Here is a 16,339-nt window from a genome sequence, read left to right on the forward strand (position 1 = left end):
TGGATTTGGTTATAAGAGTTAGGATTTAGGTAGTAATTGGTTTCTATGCCTTGCGGGCTATAGGGGTTGTTCTTTTTGCTCACCACATTTTGCAAGCTTTGCGCGTTAGGGACTTTGGAGAGCGCGGTGGTGATGCTGTTATAAGTGTTGCCCAATTCGCTGTATCGGGATTTGAAATGCACCAGAGTGTCAGCGATATTTTCTGCTTGCTCTATTTGTTGCTCTTGAGTGCCAAAATGAGCGATGGAGTTGTTTAAATTTGTTATGGTTTCTTTTACATACGCACAGCCTGCCCCCCAAGTGTTAGAAGTTGTCTGACCTGGATTGGTGCCCCTACGCTCACCCCCTTGTATTTCATAACACACCCCTAAAGAGTCATTTACAAAGGCTGTAGGGATTTTTTCAAAGTTTTTCACCACTTGTTCGACTCGGTTTAAAATCTCCGCTTGAGCTTGAGCGTTAGCGAGCATGCTTTGCGCAAAGCTAGCGTTTGTGTAGGGGTTGAATGGTTTTGTGGTGTCTAGGCTGCTCTGATTTTGCGCATTTTCACTAACGATTTTGGCTTGCGCGACAGCTTCTTGCGCGTTAGCGATCATGCCTTGGATAGCGCTGATTTCATTGGCAAACATCCCGCACATTGTCCCATTGCCGCTTATCCCTTGCCAATAATCCCTACCACCATTCTGGAAGTTTGGGCATGCCTCATTTAGGGTAGTGATAATGATGCTCGCTTGTTTTAAAAGCTCTTGAGCGTTATTTTCTGTGTTGATACTTTCTGAGGTGCTTGTTTGTGTTCCTCCATTCCACGAGGTTGAAATAGCTTTCCCATGACTCCATGAGTATACTAATTTTTCATTTGGTGTGGCATTCGTTCTTTTGTCTCCATTGATAGTGAAATCAAGTTTTGTAGTGGTGTTGCTTAAAACGGGGACCCCATCTCCATTAGATCCATTGGCTGTCAAAGCCTTTTGAATGATTTGATAGGCTTGATTGATTTTCGCATAATTTTCAGTGGATATAGGCCCGCCATGTCCTGGCTGGTAATACGAATTGCAAGTGATGGTTGTCGTATTTTGTCCTGGCACATTATTAAAAGTTTGAATCCCTCCATTCGCGCTCTCGTTACTGCCAGGACCACAAGCAGTAAAAGCGTAGCTTGTAACTTGCCACAACCCCACCGCCGCATTCAACGCTAAAAGCACGGCTTGATAAGCGGGGGAGTTGGTTTTGACATCCAGCAAATTCCTACTACTTGAGCCTAAATTATCCCTTACTTCGTTAATCGCGCTCGGGCTAGAGGATAATTGGATAAGGTTGTTTAAGGTGCTGTATTTAGTTAAAAGGTTGTTCAATTTTTCGTAGTTTTCTGAAAGCTGTTGAATGCCTTTGGTGTTTTTCACCATTTGAGCGGCTTCACCGATCTGATAGCCAACGCTTGTGTAAAAGCCGTCGTCTTCAGCGCTCAAAGTGGAAACTAAAAGCGAGCCTAAAGCTAATGAAAGGATGTGTTTTTTCATGTTTTCTCCTTTTTAGATTGAATTTGATATTAGGGATTTCATACATTCATTGGACATTTGGAATGTATTTGTAGCATTATAGCATAAAAGCGTTTTTTTTTTTTTTGTCATTTTCTTAAAAATTTTGTCATTTTTTTACTTTTTGGTGCTTTTTGTGGTGCTTTTTGTTTGGTGTTAGCCTAATAAAAAGGCTTTTAGCATTTTTTAAGAGTAAATAGTAAAGGGCTTGATTTTGCCATAACCCCTCTAAAAAGCAGTCTTTTTGGGGCGTTCGCCCCTTATGAGTGAGAAAGTTTATTTCTTGTGAGCGAAATCGTGTGGGTTGCCTTTACCCCCAACATAAGCGATTTTGTCGCCTAAAATGTCATAAGCTTGGCCAAAGCCTTTCACAAAACGCCCTTCTTTGAAATCCAATGCGATCAAATGGAAATCTTGCATGGTGCGAATGGTTTTAATGCCCCCAGATCCGCCGGTTTTTTCAATGAAAGAATCAAACGCTTTGTCAAACTCTGCCCCTCTTTCAATAAAACGAGCGTTGGTTTTATAACGCAAGCGTTTTCTCAAAATAGCTGATTTAGCCTTGCTCTCGTCTTCTAAAAACATCACTTCCACATTGTGGGGGTTGTGTTTAAGGCCAGCAAAATGCTCCGCCACTTCGCTCACATAAATGTAGTATTGTTTGCCATCGCTCATTAAAGGCGCATAAGAGCATACCACATGCCCATTAGGGTGTAAGGTCGCTAAACAAACAGAATCAAAGCTCTCTTTAAAGGCTTTAACTTCTTCTTCCACGCCTTTTAAATCATGGGTTTTTTCTACGCTTTGACACAATTCAATGATAGCGTTTTTGTAGTCTTTAGGGTCTTTGACTTCGTGGTTAAATTCAATCCTTAAGGTTTGATTGTTGTTATAACCAATCACAACGCCTTGAGAATCCACGCTTTTAAAGGCGACATTTTCAGCGTGATGGACTTGCCCGAATTTTTTCAACAAACCTTTCATGTCTTCTACATGGTGAGCGTTCATGTGCTCTATAATACGATTAAGCAAAATATTCTCCTTAGTTTCAAAAAATAAGGGGAATGTTATAACAAAAAATTAAATATTAGCTTAATCTTTAGCGGAGATTTTGGTTTTTATCTCTATGCCTAAAAGTTTGAAAGCGTTGCTTAAACTCAAGCTCACCATTAAACAAATCTTTAAAAGCTCTTTAGCTTTAGGGGTGTTTAAAATCTTGCCAGCGTTATAGAAGCGGTGGAATTCTGAGGCGAGAGTTTTTGCGTATTCGCACATTTTTTGCAAGCCGTATTCTTCAAAAGAAGATTCAATGATTTTAGGCAAGCTTAAAGCACTAAAAAGCAGGTATTTTTCTTCAGCATTTAAATTGGTTAAAGGGGTTTGTAAAATTTCTTCTTTAGAAAAGGGCGATTTTTCTAGCATGGTGTGGATGCGCGAATTAGCGTAATGGATATAGTAAATAGGGTTTGAGCTGTCTTGCTTTTTTAAAGTATTGACATCAAATTCTAAATGCGTGTCAAGCCGTTTGCTTAAAAAAATAAACCTTAAAGCGTCTTTACCCACATCATCAATCACATCTTTAATCAAAATGAAATTACCCGCTCTTTTACTCATCTTGTAAGGCTCGTTATTTTTGAGCAAGCGCACCATTTGAGCGAGCAAGACTTCAAGATTGTTGGAATCATAGCCCAAAAACTCAAGGCTGGCTTTCACTCTAGCGATATAGCCGTGGTGGTCTGCCCCCCAAATGTTGATATATTTGGTGTAATTTTGCTTGAATTTTTCATCATGATAGACAATATCGCCGGCTAAATAAGTGTAGCTCTTATCTTCTTTAATGAGCACCCGATCGCTTTCATCTTGGTAGAGTGAAGATTTGAGCCAGATTTTAGAATCCCTTTCATAAAGGGCGTTCGCTTTTTCTAATCGTTCAAACACCGCATCTTTATGTTTAAAAGTTTCTCTTTCGCTCGCATAAGAATCAAAATGAATGCCTAAAGCATCTAAATTATCTTTAATTTCTAAAAGCATTAAATCTTTAGCATAGCCGCTTAAAACTTCAATAATAGTCTCTTCGTTTTCTTTAAAAAGGCTTGGCTTTAAATCGTTGTTCGCCTTTTTAGCGATTTCAATGATGTATTCGCCTTTGTAAAAGACTTCTGGGTAAGTTACGCTTTCTTGTAAAACATGCTCTCTGTAAGCGAGCCATACAGAAAGCCCTAACAAGCGGATTTGAGAACCCATGTCATTGACATAATATTCGCATAAAACTTCATGCCCTAAAAAGCGAGCGATTTTAGCCAAACTATCGCCAAACACCGCCCCTCTAGCATGCCCTATGTGTAAAGGCCCTGTAGGGTTAGCGCTCACAAATTCTAAAAAGATTTTTTGAGAACGCTCGCTTTTGGGTTGAGAGCCAAATTTTTCTTTTAATTCCAAAGCCTTTTGGGTGAAACGCTCTAAAAAATCTAAAGAAAGCGTCAAATTGATATAACCCTTACAAGCCACTACGCTGTCAAAAAACCCTTGAGTTTTTTTGTGCGTGCTGATTTTAAGGGCTAACTCTTCAGCGATAACTAAGGGCGATTTTTTAAAAACTTTGGCGAGATTGAAAGCAATGGGCGTAGCGTAATGCCCATGCTCTTTGTCTTTAGGGTATTCAATAATGACTTCAGCTTCTAAAATCTCTTCTAAAACGCCCTTAATGAGAGTGTGCATGTTCAACTTTCTTGTTTGCTTTTAATCTCGCTAGTTTCATGCGCTTTGGTTTGCGTTGCTTGAGCGTCTAGGGTTTTTGGCTCGTTTTTAGCCTCTTCTTCATCGTCTTTCACGGCTTTTTTGAAATTCTTAATCCCACTGCCTAAACCTTTAGCCAATTCGGGGATCTTTTTAGCTCCAAACAACAACACAATCACTAATAAAACAATGACCCAATGCCATATGCTTGTGAATCCGCCCATATTTTACTCCTTAATCTATTGGTTGGTTTTTGTTTGAATTATAGCTTTTTTAAAAAATAATTGATAGGTTTTATAAGGATTCGTTTTTCCAAGCCTTGCATATTTTTTCAAAATTAAACGCTTTTAAGCGATAGACTAAAGTTTTTGCGATGCTCAAGATGATTTCTTTGGATTTTTCTAAATCTTCATTGATGATGAGGTAATCAAAGCTTTCCAAGCACTGCATTTCTTTATAAGCGTTGATCAAGCGTTTTTCTATCGTCTCTTTAGAATCCGTCCCCCTTAAAAGCAAGCGCTCTTTTAAAATCTCTTGGTTTTTGGTGCTAATAAAGACTGAGCATGCGTTAGGGTAATGCTTTTTAAGGATCTCATGCCCTTGCACATCAATATCAAAAATGACGATTTTGCCCTCTTTTAAGGCTTTTTCTACAGGGATTTTAGAAGTGCCATAGTAGTGGTTATGCACGATCGCCCATTCTAAAAACTGCCCTTTTTCTATGCCTTGTTTGAATTCTTCTTCGCTGACAAAATTGTAATGCAAGCCATCAACTTCGCCCTCTCTGGGCTTTCGTGTGGTGGTGGAAAGGGAAAAATGGGTTTTTGGGATTTTTTCTTGCAAATACTTTGTAAGGGTGCTTTTACCCGCTCCGCTAGGGCCTGAAAGGATGAGTAAATTAAAATCATTATGCATCAGGTTTTTTATCCTCTAAAGCGATTTTAATGCTTAAGGTTTTGTTTTCTAAAAGGCTTTTTAAGGACTCTTGATTCAGGCTTTTTAATAAATCCTGCAAATTCAAGCGCAATTCTAAAGGGCTGGAAGTTTTATCGCTTTTTTGGGGGTTTTTTGCGTTTTCTTGTGGGGTTTCTGTAACGCTCTCTTTAGGGGTTTCTGTGGCGTTTTCATTATTAGGGGTTTTTGCAACGGCTTCATTTAAAAAGGGCAATTCTTCCCCCATCGCTTGAGCCATCACCGGCTCAGGAATGTCTTCAATGCTTTCGTAATGGTCTTCTTGGGGTTTTTCATCTTGGGTTTGTGGCGTTTCTTTTTCTTGCGGAGTTTCTGCGATTTCTTGGGTTTCTTCTTGTGGGGTTTCTTTTTCTTGCACTTGGGGGATTTCTACATCTTGCGGAGTTTCTGCGATTTCTTGTTTTTCTAACTCGTTCGCTTGGGTTTCTTGGAGAGCTTCTGTGCTTTCTTGCGTTTTTTCTTTAGGAACTTCTAATTCTTGTGCTTGGGTTTTTTCGGTAACAACTTCTTGGATTTCTTTATCTTGTGGAATTTCTGCGTTTTCTTGCGTTTCTTTTTTATCCTTGTTAGAGTTTTCTTGGATTTCTTTGACTAATTCTTGCATGGCCTCTAATTCTTGCGTGCTTGGGGAATCTTGTGTTTTTTCTTGTTTTTCTTCCTTATTTTCTTGCGTTTCTTCTTTGATTGGCTCTTGTTCTTGCGTTTTTTCTTTGATCTCTTCCTTAACTTCTTCTTGCGTTTCCAACTCTTTAGAAACTTCTTCATCTTTGGGGATTTCACTCTCTTGTGTTTCATTATCTTTAGGCTTTTCTTCTTGGGGCGTTTCTTTAACCTCTTCTTTTTCTTCTTGGGGCGTTTCTTTAACCTCTTCTTTTTCTTCTTGCGCATCTAAAGTGGGGAGTAGTTGCTCTTCATTGTTAGGCTCTTCTTTGGCTAGGGCTTCTAAATCGCCTAAATTTTCTAACTCGTCCCAATTGGTTTCTAAAACTTCTTGAGTTGGGTCTAAATTCTGGCTAGGCTCTGGCTCGCTTATGTTAGAGCCAAGCTTTTTTTGAAGGATTTTTAAAACTTCAGTGGGTAAAAAAGGTTTTTTCATTTTCACCTCAAAGCCCTCTAAGAAGGGTTGCGCTTCATTGCCCTTTTTATACATGCACACGCTGTTTTTATTTTGAGAGATGGTTTCTTTTAATTCTAGCCAATCCACTTGGTCTAGTTTTTCCAAACATTCATCATCGGCTATCAAAAGCCATTCTGGATCTTTTTTAAGGCGTGCGGATAGCTCTTGATAGTGGTTAAAATTTTCCATAGGCAATTCTAATTTCTTAGAGACACTCTCAAGCAGCTTTGCGATCATGGGGTTTTGGTTGAATAGAATCATTTTCATTTTAGGGACTCCTTATTTTATTAAGAAACGCTTCTTTAAGCCTATCAATTTTTATCGCTTTTTTTAGATCTTTTATTATAATCAAAAATCCACTTGGTTGGTTGTTTTTATCATGAGTGTAATTTAAAATTAAGGATCATTTGATGTTAAACAAATTTAAAAAAATCGTTGGCGTGGGTGTGTTGGTGGGCTGTTTAGGGGTTTTGCAAGCTAAAAACAGCTTATTTGTCTTACCTTATGAGCAAAGAGAGGCTTTAAACGCTTTAATTTCTGGGATTAGCAGTGCCAGAGAGAGCGTGAAAATCGCTATCTATAGTTTCACGCACAGAGATATTGCAAGAGCGATTAAAAGCGTAGCGAGTAAGGGGATTAAGGTGCAAATCATTTATGATTACGGGAGCAATCATAGCAATAATCAATCCACTATCGGCTATTTGGACAAATACCCTAACACGAAAGTGTGCTTATTAAAAGGGCTTAAGGCTAAAAACGGGAATTATCATGGCATCATGCACCAAAAAGTAGCGATCATTGATGATAAGATCGTGTTTTTAGGCTCAGCGAATTGGAGCAAAAACGCTTTTGAAAACAATTACGAAGTGCTTTTAAAAACCGATGACACAGAAACAATCCTCAAAGCCAAGAGTTACTACCAAAAGATGTTAGGAAGTTGCGTTGGGTTTTAAAGCCCTTTAGAAGTGGTAATTATACCCCACATAAAAGGCAAAGACCCTACGCATTTGAACCTTGAGTGCATCAGTGGTGTAGTATTTGTTATTAATGGTGGGGAATTTAAAACCGATTTCAAATTCATGTTCATCTACAAATAAAGCCTTGAAACCAAAGTTAAAGAGGAATTGAAAAGAGGTGTTATCAACCGCACTGCTGTTAGTGATGCCTAATAATTCCTGCCCTTTACTGCCAATATACCAGCTATTCCCCGCAATCGCAATCCCCCCAAAAACGCCAATATCCACGCTAATATCATCTTGATAGAAACTCCCTTGGAAGAAATTCCACATCGCATCCACGCCCACGCCATAAGTGATCATGTTATTGCCGCCATAATAGCCTTTAGGGTATCTCATGCCATAGCCTTGCCAGTCTAAAAAAGCAAAATAGCGCAAGCCCAAGATTTTATCCGGATGGAAAAAGTGGTTATAGCCCATGACTAATCCAATCCCATTAGATCCCATGTTGGTGAGTTTTCTAACGCTATTAACGCTAGTTATGATATTGGTGTAACCGGTTTGATAGTTAGTAATTTCTCTAACTTCATGGATATTAGTCATTAAATTGATAGAACCTGTTTGGTAATTGACTCCCATATACAAATTTTTTGTCCAAGAAGGTGCTGCGCTTTCTTCTTTAGCTACTAAGGCGTGTGTCAGCAAGCTCACACCAACTAACATTTTTAACAAGGTTCTCAATTTTATCTCCTGCAAGTTAAGTTTCATTATAAAGATCTAAATTTTACAACAACTTACTCAAAATTAAGCATTTATTCTTTATAAGAGAGTATAATTTAAGGCTTAAAATAACTCAAGTAAGGCTAATGGATGAAAAAAGCACTTTATTTAGGGGCTGTTGCGTTTAGCGTTGCATTCAGCATGGCATCAGCCAATGAGCCAAAAATTGATTTTAACCCTCCTAATTATGTAGAAGAAACCCCCTCTAAAGAATTTATCCCTGAATTGAACAAGTTGGGGAGTTTGTTTGGGCAGGGTGAGCGTCCTTTATTTGCGGACAGGAGGGCGATGAAGCCTAACGATTTGATCACAATCATTGTTTCTGAAAAAGCGAGCGCGAATTATTCCAGCTCTAAAGATTATAAAAGCGCTTCAGGGGGTAATTCCACGCCCCCAAGACTCACTTATAACGGGCTAGATGAAAGAAAGAAACAAGAAGTGCAGTATTTAGACGATAAGAATAATTATAATTTCACCAAATCCAGCAATAACACGAATTTTAAAGGCGGTGGCTCGCAAAAAAAGAGCGAAGATTTAGAGATCGTGTTGAGCGCTCGAATCATTAAAGTGCTAGAAAACGGGAATTATTTCATCTATGGGAATAAGGAAGTGCTAGTGGATGGGGAAAAGCAAATCCTTAAGGTGAGTGGGGTGATCCGCCCTTATGATATTGAAAGGAATAACACCATCCAATCCAAGTTTTTGGCTGACGCTAAGATTGAATACACGAATTTAGGGCATTTGAGCGATTCCAATAAAAAGAAATTCGCTGCTGATGCGATGGAAACCCAAATGCCTTATTAAAAAGAGCAAAGCCTAGCATGAGAGCGATCGCTATTGTTTTAGCCAGAAGTTCCAGTAAAAGAATCAAAAATAAAAATATTATTGATTTTTTCAATAAACCCATGTTCGCTTACCCTATTGAAACGGCACTAAATTCCAAGCTCTTTGAAAAGGTGTTTATCTCTAGCGATAGCATGGAGTATGTTCATTTAGCTAAAAATTATGGGGCGAGTTTTTTGAATTTGCGCCCTAAAGTTTTAGCAGACGATAGAGCCACGACTTTAGAGGTGATGGCCTATCACATGAAAGAATTAGAATTAAAAGATGAAGATATTGCGTGTTGCTTGTATGGCACTTCAGCGCTTTTACAAGAAAAACATTTAAAAAACGCTTTTGAAATGTTAAAAGAAAATACGGATTATGTTTTCACATGCTCTCCATTCAGCGCTTCGCCCTATCGTTCTTTTAGCCTTGAAAACGGCGTTCAAATGGCTTTTAAAGAGCATTTAAACACGTGCACGCAAGATTTAAAAACGCTCTATCATGACGCAGGATTGCTTTATATGGGGAAGGCTCAAGCCTTTAAAGAAATGCGGCCTATTTTTAGTCAAAATTCTATCGCTTTAGAATTATCGCCCTTAGAAGTCCAAGATATTGACACTTTAGAAGATTTAGAATTAGCCAAGCTCAAATACAGCCGTTTGAAAAACGCATGCCAGTAAAAATTTTGTGCGATTGCTTTTTAACAAGCGGTTTAGGGCATGTGAGGCGTTGTGAAAAAATCCTTTCTTGTATAGAAAAATTAGGGGTTAAAACGGATCTTTATTTATATAAGCACAATAATATAAGCATGTTTTTAGAGGGCGTTGGCAATGATGATTTTTTGATTATAGATAGCTATTGTTTAAATTCAAAGGATTTTTATCTTTTAAAAGAAAAAGCTAAAAGCCTTATGGTCATAGAAGATAAAGAGCATGCTAAGGGGTTTTACCCTAAAAACACCAAGATCCTAAATTTCACGCTGAATGCTTTAAAACACTACCATTATTTATCAAAAGATTATCAGTATTATTTGGGGGTGGGGTTTTACCCTGTTGATATGCGTTTTGTCTATGAGCGCCCTATCAATACAGAAAACAAAGAAGTGCTGATCACTCTAGGGGGGAGCGAGCAAAAAATGCTCAAAGAGATAGTCAAAATTTTAGAAAATAAGAATGTGAATTTGCATATCATTTCACCTTATACGCCTAAAAATCCTCCCAAAAACACGCATTATTACAGCCCTTTAAACCCCTTAGAGTTCAGTTCTTTGATGAAATCTTGCGCTTGTGCTATTAGCGCTTCGGGTCAAACCCTCTATGAATTAGCCCTTTCTCAAACGCCCTCTCTTATCATTCCCATCGCTTCTAATCAAATCCTTCAAAGCAAGGAGTTTGAAAGCTTGGGCATTTTCAAACAAACGAGTTTAAAAACTCTAGCTAAAGATTTTGAAAATTTACAAGTTCAAAAAAATCAAGCCTGGGCAAAAACCCTGACCTTTGGGAGTGAATTAGAGGGCGCATTAAGGGAGTTTTTAGAGATTTGAAAAAAAATTATTCTTATAAAAATATCCAAGCGATTGATTTTGCGCATTTAAACGATGAAGAAAAGTTGTTGGTTTTAGAGTTTCGTAACCACCCAAACACTGCCTTATGGATGTATAGCGCTTTTATTTCTTTAAAAACGCATTTGCAATTCATAGAAGATTTAAAAAACTCGCCAAACCACCGCTATTTTTTGTTTAAAGAAGAGGGCGTTTATTTAGGGGTTGGCTCTATCACTAAAATCAATTTTTTTCATAAGCATGGGTATTTGGGGATTTATAAAAACCCTTTTTTGAAAAATAGGGGAGAAACTATTTTAAAAGCCTTAGAACGCATCGCTTTTGAAGAGTTCCAATTAAATTCTTTGCACTTAGAAGTGATGGAAAACAATTTCAAAGCGATCGCTTTTTATGAAAAAAACCACTATGAGTTAGAGGGGCGTTTGAAAGGCTTTATTTTTAAAGATAAGGAGTTTATAGACGTTCTTTTGTATTATAAGGATAAGAAAGGATATAACGATCAATCTCTTCTAAAACTTTAGGGCAAATTTCTAGTTTTAAATCCAGCACGCTTAAAGGCAAGTTGCAATCTTGTAATTTGACGAGATCTTTTGAAGTAACCAATAAGGAAGTGGCGTTATTTTGATAAAACTCTTTTTCTAAAAGCTTCAAATCAAAAGGGGCATGATCTCTAAAATACAATTTTTTAACCACTTCTTTAGGTAAAAATTCATCAAGCCTGCTAGGATTAGCGATAGCCGTTACTAAAAGCATGCGTTTGGTGGGGTGAGAAATTGAGGTGATTCTTTTATAATCCCTATCTTCTGTAACGACTAAATGGGCTTCTTTATAGCTTTTGATGCTTTCTCTATACAACCCGCTGGGCAAACAAAAGGGGTAGTAGGGGGGGACTTTAGGCTTTAAAAGCAAATTGAATTGGTTGAAATTAAACCTGAAACCATCGTCTAAAAACACGATCTTTGATCCTAATTCAAGGGCTTTCAAAATGCCTAGCTCTCTTTTTTCGCTCACAATCACGCTCGCTTGTTTTAAATTTAAGGCTAAAAGATAGGCTTCATCGCCCGCTGTTTGTTGGGAAGCTAAAATGTTTCCTTTAACGCTTACCACCACTAAGCCTTTAGAATCTCGTTGGTACCCCCTAGAGACAACTGCCACTTCTTGGTATCTTGGAGCGGTTTCTAAAATAAAGGGCGTTTTACCGCTTCCCCCAGCGATGAGGTTGCCTATGCTGATAATGGGGATTTTAAAATCATGCTTTTTAGCGGTTTTTCGTTTAATTGTGGCAATAAATTGATAGATTAAAGAAAAAGGATAGAGTGCGAAAATCAACCCCTTTTGCAAAAGAGTGGGGTCATAAAAATAGCGCTCTAAAAAGGGTTTATCGCTTTTCATTCAGGGTTAAATCGTTTGGCGATGGTGGGTAATTCTAATTTAAAAGCGTTTTTTTGGATACGGCTTATGATGTTTTTTACTAAAATTTCATCATGGCCTAGTTGGGTGAGCGTTTCTAAATGGATGGGCTTTGTTTGAAACAACGCTTCAATATCCTTCAATAAAGGGTCAATCATGCTATAAGGATAGCCTAAATCTTTTTCATCGCTTTGCCCTACAAATAAATCCGCACTAGGGGGCTTGTTTAAAATCTTTTTAGGGATATTTAAATAATAAGCGAGTTCATAAACTTCGGTTTTAAATAATTCCCCAATCGGGTTGATCGCGCACGCCAAATCCCCAAATAAAGTGCCATAACCTAGCATTCTTTCGCTTTTATTGCTCGTGCCAACGACTAAAGAATCGCTTTTTAAAGAATAATCGTATAAAAAAGCCATGCGCAATCTTGCACAAAAATTCCCCTTTCTAGTAAGGCTTGCGTCTTTAAAATGAGAGCCAAAGATGGCATCATAGGGAGCGATAGAATATTCTGTATAAGGGATAGAAAAGGTTTCGCACAAATTTAAAGCGTCTGTTTTACTTTCTGGCATAGAGACTGAAGATGGCATTAAAAGGGCATGGGCGTTTTCTTTAAAAACCTTTTGACACAGCACCCCAACGACCGCGCTATCTAGCCCCCCGCTCAGCCCGTAAACGACTTTTTTAAAGCCTTTTTTTTGAACTTCTTTTTCTAAAAAATCGCATAAATAAGCGATGAGTTTTTGGTAATCTTTTTGCATGCTTTAAATTATAATAGAAAAAACGCATCGTTTAAGTGAAAAATTAGCTTTTATTGCTATAATTCTCGTTTCACTTCTTTAAAAGTGCTCGTAGCTCAGCTGAATAGAGCAACAGGTTGCGGTCCTGTAGGTCGGGGGTTTGAATCCCTCCGAGCACACCATTTCTTAATATTCTGCATGTTTTTAAACATTATCGCTCCCATTATGGTAAAATAAATACTTGCTTAAACACGCTAGGAGATTTGATTTTGGCATTACCCATTTATTATGATAAAGACATTGATTTAGGCGTTATCCAATCCTTACAAGTGGGCGTTATTGGCTATGGCGCGCAAGGAGAGGCCCAAGCGCTCAATTTGAGGGACTCTAAAGTAAAGGTGCGTATTGGCTTGTATCAAGGGAGTTTGAGCGTTTCAAAGGCAAAAAAAGAGGGCTTTGAGGTGCTAGAAGTCAAGGAATTAGTCCAACAATCTGATGTGATCATGGTATTACTCCCGGATGAATTGCATAAGGAAGTGTTAGAAAAAGAAGTGATCCCTTTTTTAAAAGAGGGGCAAATTATAGGCTTTGCTCATGGTTTTAGCGTGCATTTCAATCAGGTTGTTATTCCAAAAGGCGTGGGCGCGATTTTAGTCGCACCAAAAGGGCCAGGGAGTGCTTTAAGAGAAGAATACCTTAAAAATAAGGGCTTATACCATCTAATCGCCATAGAGCAAGAAAATTCAAAAAATAACGCTAAAGCGGTGGCTTTAAGCTATGCCAAAGCGATGGGTGGGGGGAGAATGGGGGTTTTAGAAACGAGCTTTAAAGAAGAATGCGAGAGCGATTTATTCGGCGAGCAAGCGGTTTTGTGCGGGGGGTTAGAAGCGATTGTGAGAATGGGGTTTGAAACCTTGATCAAGGCAGGATACCCTGAAGAATTAGCCTATTTTGAATGCGTGCATGAAGTGAAATTGGTGGCGGATTTATTGCACTATAAGGGGGTAGAGGGCTTAAGGAAACACATTTCTAACACCGCTGAATTTGGGGCGATTAAAGCTAGAGAGCCTATGGGAAATCTGTTAGAAAAACGCATGCAAAAAATCTTAAAAAAGATTCAAAACGGCGCATTCGCTAAAGATTTTTTACTAGAAAAGAGCTTGAATTACCCCAGGTTAAACACAGAGAGAAAAGCCCTTAAAGAGACTAAAATAGAACAAATTGGAGAAATTTTACGTGCCCCATTCAATCATAAAAAATAAATCATTAAATTAAAAGGAATCATATGGCAATAGTAATTACTATCACTTCAGGTAAGGGGGGCGTGGGTAAAAGCACCACCACGGCTAATTTAGCGATTGGCTTGGCTGAGAGCGGTAAAAAAGTCGTAGCGGTTGATTTTGACATAGGCCTTAGGAACTTGGATATGATTTTAGGCTTAGAAAACCGCATTGTTTATGATGTGGTGGATGTGATGGAAAAAAATTGCAACCTTTCGCAGGCTTTAATCACGGATAAAAAGACGAAAAACCTTTCTTTTTTAGCGGCTTCACAAAGCAAGGATAAAAATGTTTTAGATAAGGAAAAAGTAGCGATTTTAATCAACGCTTTAAGGGCGGATTTTGACTATATTTTGATTGACTCACCGGCTGGGATTGAAAGCGGTTTTGAGCATGCGATTTTGCATGCGGACATGGCGTTAGTGGTGGTAACGCCGGAGGTAAGTTCTTTAAGAGATAGCGATAGAGTGATTGGCATTATTGATGCGAAGTCTAATCGGGCTAAAAAGGGCATGGAGGTGCACAAGCATTTGATAATCAATCGCTTAAAACCTGAATTAGTGGCAAATGGCGAAATGATTTCCATAGAAGAAGTGCTTAAGATTTTGTGCTTGCCTTTAATTGGGATCATTCCTGAAGACAGCCATATTATTTCAGCGACCAACAAGGGCGAGCCGGTGATCCGCACAGACTGCGAGAGCGCGAAAGCTTACCAACGCATCACCAGACGGATTTTAGGCGAAGAAGTGGAATATGTGGAATTTAAGGCTAAAAAAGGCTTTTTTAGCGCGTTAAAAGGGATATTTTCATGAGTTTGTTTGATTTTTTTAAAAACAAAGGGAGTGCGGCTACTGCAACCGACCGATTAAAATTGATCTTAGCCAAAGAGCGCACCTTAAATTTACCCTACATGGAAGAAATGCGTAAAGAAATCATTGCTGTGATTCAAAAATACACTAAATCTTCAGACATCCATTTCAAAACCCTTGATAGCAACCAGAGCGTGGAAACGATTGAAGTGGAAATTATACTGCCTAAATAGTTTGAAATGAAAAGTAATTTCCAATACAGCGCACTAGAAAATACCCCTAAAGCCTTTGACATTCTCAAAGACCCCCCTAAAAAGCTCTATTGTGTGGGCGATACCAAGCTTTTAGAAGCGCCTTTAAAAGTGGCTATCATAGGCACAAGAAGACCCACCCCTTACAGCAAGCAACACACGATCACTCTAGCTAGAGAGCTTGCTAAAAATGGTGCGGTTATTGTGAGCGGGGGAGCGTTAGGCGTGGATATTATCGCTCAAGAAAACGCCTTACCAAAAACGATCATGCTTTCGCCTTGCAGTTTGGATTTGATCTATCCTACGAATAACCATAAAGTGATCCAAGAAATCGCGCAAAAGGGCTTGATTTTAAGCGAATATGAAAAGGATTTCATGCCCGTTAAAGGCTCTTTTTTAGCGAGAAACCGCCTGGTGATCGCTTTAAGCGATGCGGTAATTATCCCCCAAGCGGATTTGAAAAGCGGCTCTATGAGCAGTGCGAGATTAGCCCAGAAATACCAAAAACCCTTATTTGTTTTACCCCAGCGCCTGAATGAGAGCGATGGCACTAATGAGCTTTTAGAAAAAGGGCAGGCTCAAGGGATATTTAATATTCAAAATTTTATAAACACCCTTTTAAAAGACCACCATTTAAAAGAAATGCCTGAAATCAAAGACGAATTTTTGGAATATTGCGCCAAAAACCCGAGCTATGAAGAGGCGTATCTCAAATTTGGGGACAAGCTTTTAGAATACGAGCTGTTGGGTAAGATTAAACGCATCAATCATATCGTGGTGTTAGCGTGATTTTGGCATGCGATGTGGGACTGAAGCGCATTGGGATCGCTGCACTTTTAAACGGCGTTATTTTGCCTTTAGAAGCGATTTTGCGCCACAACAGGAATCAGGCCTCTAGGGATTTGAGCGATTTATTGAGGGAAAAAAACATTCAGGTGCTGGTGGTGGGCAAGCCTAGTGAAAGCTATGCGGACACCCACGCCCGCATTGAGCATTTTATCAAGCTTGTAGATTTTAAGGGCGAAATCGTTTTTATTAATGAAGATAATTCCAGCATAGAAGCTTATGAAAATTTAGAGCATTTGGGTAGGAAAAATAAGAGGCTCGCTACCAAAGACGGCCGGCTAGATTCTTTGAGCGCTTGTAGGATTTTAGAGCGCTATTGCCAGCAGGTTTTAAAAAATCATTAGGGATAAAGTTCTAATATTAAAAAATACTCAAAGGTATTTTTTACAAGCGCTCTTTTTGGGTTAGGGGGATTAAACGCAAAATATTCCTATCTCCTTATGATTTTTATTGTAAAACAAAACAACTAAAACCCCATTTGTGAAATTAAAAGGTTTTAGTTATCAATATTTGATTATAAT

General features: G+C 38.6%; 19 protein-coding genes and 1 tRNA gene. 11 read left to right on the top strand and 9 right to left on the bottom strand.

What is annotated here, in order from left to right; genetic code table 11:
* The 6 genes from DBU79_RS03795 to chePep all read right to left on the bottom strand — a co-directional run.
* Positions 1-1,517, bottom strand: a 1,517-nt coding sequence (locus DBU79_RS03795; RefSeq protein WP_154411584.1) for a SabA family sialic acid-binding adhesin, incomplete at its 3' end; no start/stop codon positions are given.
* 294 nt (positions 1,518-1,811) lie between these two features.
* Positions 1,812-2,567 (bottom strand): HugZ family heme oxygenase, encoded by a 756-nt coding sequence (locus DBU79_RS03800; protein ID WP_154411585.1) that lies wholly within the window; start codon positions 2,565-2,567, stop codon positions 1,812-1,814.
* A 60-nt stretch (positions 2,568-2,627) separates the two neighbouring features.
* Positions 2,628-4,253 (bottom strand): arginine--tRNA ligase, encoded by a 1,626-nt coding sequence (gene argS, locus DBU79_RS03805; protein ID WP_154411586.1) that lies wholly within the window; start codon positions 4,251-4,253, stop codon positions 2,628-2,630.
* 2 nt (positions 4,254-4,255) lie between these two features.
* Complete coding sequence (gene tatA, locus DBU79_RS03810; RefSeq protein ID WP_001939279.1) at positions 4,256-4,495, bottom strand: twin-arginine translocase TatA/TatE family subunit; 240 nt, start codon at positions 4,493-4,495, stop codon at positions 4,256-4,258.
* 70 nt (positions 4,496-4,565) lie between these two features.
* The gene (gene gmk, locus DBU79_RS03815; RefSeq protein ID WP_000551231.1) at positions 4,566-5,186 is read right to left on the bottom strand and encodes a guanylate kinase; all 621 of its coding nucleotides are present in this window, start codon (positions 5,184-5,186) and stop codon (positions 4,566-4,568) included.
* Positions 5,179-6,627 carry a chemotaxis regulatory protein ChePep gene (gene chePep / locus DBU79_RS03820; RefSeq protein ID WP_154411587.1) on the bottom strand — a complete coding sequence of 483 codons (1,449 nt, stop codon included), beginning with the start codon at positions 6,625-6,627 and terminating at the stop codon, positions 5,179-5,181. The genes gmk and chePep overlap by 8 nt, the downstream gene beginning before the upstream one ends.
* Before the next feature lie 143 nt (positions 6,628-6,770).
* Here chePep and DBU79_RS03825 point away from each other — a divergent pair, with 143 nt between their 5' ends.
* A complete protein-coding gene (locus DBU79_RS03825; RefSeq protein WP_015643085.1) occupies positions 6,771-7,313 on the top strand; it encodes a phospholipase D-like domain-containing protein in 543 nt (180 codons plus the stop codon).
* Between the two features lie 6 nt (positions 7,314-7,319).
* Here DBU79_RS03825 and DBU79_RS03830 read toward each other — a convergent pair whose 3' ends face one another.
* The gene (locus DBU79_RS03830) at positions 7,320-8,057 is read right to left on the bottom strand and encodes an outer membrane protein (protein ID WP_180394968.1); all 738 of its coding nucleotides are present in this window, start codon (positions 8,055-8,057) and stop codon (positions 7,320-7,322) included.
* 129 nt (positions 8,058-8,186) lie between these two features.
* Here DBU79_RS03830 and flgH point away from each other — a divergent pair, with 129 nt between their 5' ends.
* Genes flgH through pseH form a run of 4 tightly spaced genes read left to right on the top strand, consistent with a single transcriptional unit; the run spans position 8,187 to position 11,003 of the window.
* On the top strand, positions 8,187-8,900 hold the full coding sequence (flgH, locus tag DBU79_RS03835; protein ID WP_000709993.1) for a flagellar basal body L-ring protein FlgH: 714 nt from the start codon (positions 8,187-8,189) through the stop codon (positions 8,898-8,900).
* A 17-nt stretch (positions 8,901-8,917) separates the two neighbouring features.
* On the top strand, positions 8,918-9,601 hold the full coding sequence (gene pseF, locus DBU79_RS08005) for a pseudaminic acid cytidylyltransferase (RefSeq protein WP_154411588.1): 684 nt from the start codon (positions 8,918-8,920) through the stop codon (positions 9,599-9,601).
* Positions 9,592-10,464, top strand: coding sequence for a CMP-N-acetylneuraminic acid synthetase (locus DBU79_RS08010; protein ID WP_268221424.1), 873 nt, complete (start codon positions 9,592-9,594; stop codon positions 10,462-10,464). The genes pseF and DBU79_RS08010 overlap by 10 nt, the downstream gene beginning before the upstream one ends.
* Positions 10,461-11,003 carry a UDP-4-amino-4,6-dideoxy-N-acetyl-beta-L-altrosamine N-acetyltransferase gene (pseH, locus tag DBU79_RS03850; RefSeq protein ID WP_154411590.1) on the top strand — a complete coding sequence of 181 codons (543 nt, stop codon included), beginning with the start codon at positions 10,461-10,463 and terminating at the stop codon, positions 11,001-11,003. The genes DBU79_RS08010 and pseH overlap by 4 nt, the downstream gene beginning before the upstream one ends.
* Here the strand turns inward: pseH and DBU79_RS03855 are convergent.
* Both DBU79_RS03855 and DBU79_RS03860 read right to left on the bottom strand, forming a co-directional pair.
* The gene (locus DBU79_RS03855; protein ID WP_154411591.1) at positions 10,936-11,874 is read right to left on the bottom strand and encodes a tetraacyldisaccharide 4'-kinase; all 939 of its coding nucleotides are present in this window, start codon (positions 11,872-11,874) and stop codon (positions 10,936-10,938) included. The genes pseH and DBU79_RS03855 overlap by 68 nt on opposite strands.
* Positions 11,871-12,653 carry an NAD+ synthase gene (locus DBU79_RS03860; RefSeq protein ID WP_134890394.1) on the bottom strand — a complete coding sequence of 261 codons (783 nt, stop codon included), beginning with the start codon at positions 12,651-12,653 and terminating at the stop codon, positions 11,871-11,873. The genes DBU79_RS03855 and DBU79_RS03860 overlap by 4 nt, the downstream gene beginning before the upstream one ends.
* 84 nt (positions 12,654-12,737) lie before the next feature.
* On the opposite strand from DBU79_RS03860, the gene DBU79_RS03865 reads away from it, so the two are divergent.
* From DBU79_RS03865 to ruvX, 6 genes are all read left to right on the top strand, one after another.
* A tRNA-Arg gene (locus DBU79_RS03865) sits at positions 12,738-12,814 on the top strand.
* Positions 12,815-12,901: 87 nt separating this feature from the next.
* A complete protein-coding gene (gene ilvC, locus DBU79_RS03870; protein WP_134890395.1) occupies positions 12,902-13,894 on the top strand; it encodes a ketol-acid reductoisomerase in 993 nt (330 codons plus the stop codon).
* 23 nt (positions 13,895-13,917) lie between these two features.
* Complete coding sequence (minD, locus tag DBU79_RS03875; protein ID WP_154411592.1) at positions 13,918-14,724, top strand: septum site-determining protein MinD; 807 nt, start codon at positions 13,918-13,920, stop codon at positions 14,722-14,724.
* Positions 14,721-14,954 carry a cell division topological specificity factor MinE gene (gene minE, locus DBU79_RS03880; RefSeq protein WP_000051414.1) on the top strand — a complete coding sequence of 78 codons (234 nt, stop codon included), beginning with the start codon at positions 14,721-14,723 and terminating at the stop codon, positions 14,952-14,954. Before minD ends, minE begins: the two co-directional genes overlap by 4 nt.
* A gap of 6 nt (positions 14,955-14,960) precedes the next feature.
* The gene (dprA, locus tag DBU79_RS03885) at positions 14,961-15,761 is read left to right on the top strand and encodes a DNA-processing protein DprA (protein ID WP_154411593.1); all 801 of its coding nucleotides are present in this window, start codon (positions 14,961-14,963) and stop codon (positions 15,759-15,761) included.
* Complete coding sequence (ruvX, locus tag DBU79_RS03890; RefSeq protein WP_134890397.1) at positions 15,758-16,162, top strand: Holliday junction resolvase RuvX; 405 nt, start codon at positions 15,758-15,760, stop codon at positions 16,160-16,162. Before dprA ends, ruvX begins: the two co-directional genes overlap by 4 nt.
* The last annotated feature ends 177 nt before the right edge of the window (positions 16,163-16,339 follow it).

The sequence above is a fragment of the Helicobacter pylori genome (assembly GCF_009689985.1).
Taxonomy (GTDB): domain Bacteria; phylum Campylobacterota; class Campylobacteria; order Campylobacterales; family Helicobacteraceae; genus Helicobacter; species Helicobacter pylori_CG.

Excerpts from the sequence above, each read along its gene's own strand:
- pseF (WP_154411588.1), top strand. The coding sequence starts at position 8,918 with ATGAGAGCGATCGCTATTGTTTTAGCCAGAAGTTCCAGTAAAAGAATC.
- DBU79_RS03855 (WP_154411591.1), bottom strand. The coding sequence starts at position 11,874 with ATGAAAAGCGATAAACCCTTTTTAGAGCGCTATTTTTATGACCCCACT.
- DBU79_RS03860 (WP_134890394.1), bottom strand. The coding sequence starts at position 12,653 with ATGCAAAAAGATTACCAAAAACTCATCGCTTATTTATGCGATTTTTTA.
- dprA (WP_154411593.1), top strand. The coding sequence starts at position 14,961 with ATGAAAAGTAATTTCCAATACAGCGCACTAGAAAATACCCCTAAAGCC.
- chePep (WP_154411587.1), bottom strand. The coding sequence starts at position 6,627 with ATGAAAATGATTCTATTCAACCAAAACCCCATGATCGCAAAGCTGCTT.
- minD (WP_154411592.1), top strand. The coding sequence starts at position 13,918 with ATGGCAATAGTAATTACTATCACTTCAGGTAAGGGGGGCGTGGGTAAA.
- tatA (WP_001939279.1), bottom strand. The coding sequence starts at position 4,495 with ATGGGCGGATTCACAAGCATATGGCATTGGGTCATTGTTTTATTAGTG.
- minE (WP_000051414.1), top strand. The coding sequence starts at position 14,721 with ATGAGTTTGTTTGATTTTTTTAAAAACAAAGGGAGTGCGGCTACTGCA.
- flgH (WP_000709993.1), top strand. The coding sequence starts at position 8,187 with ATGAAAAAAGCACTTTATTTAGGGGCTGTTGCGTTTAGCGTTGCATTC.
- DBU79_RS03825 (WP_015643085.1), top strand. The coding sequence starts at position 6,771 with ATGTTAAACAAATTTAAAAAAATCGTTGGCGTGGGTGTGTTGGTGGGC.
- argS (WP_154411586.1), bottom strand. The coding sequence starts at position 4,253 with ATGCACACTCTCATTAAGGGCGTTTTAGAAGAGATTTTAGAAGCTGAA.
- gmk (WP_000551231.1), bottom strand. The coding sequence starts at position 5,186 with ATGCATAATGATTTTAATTTACTCATCCTTTCAGGCCCTAGCGGAGCG.
- DBU79_RS08010 (WP_268221424.1), top strand. The coding sequence starts at position 9,592 with ATGCCAGTAAAAATTTTGTGCGATTGCTTTTTAACAAGCGGTTTAGGG.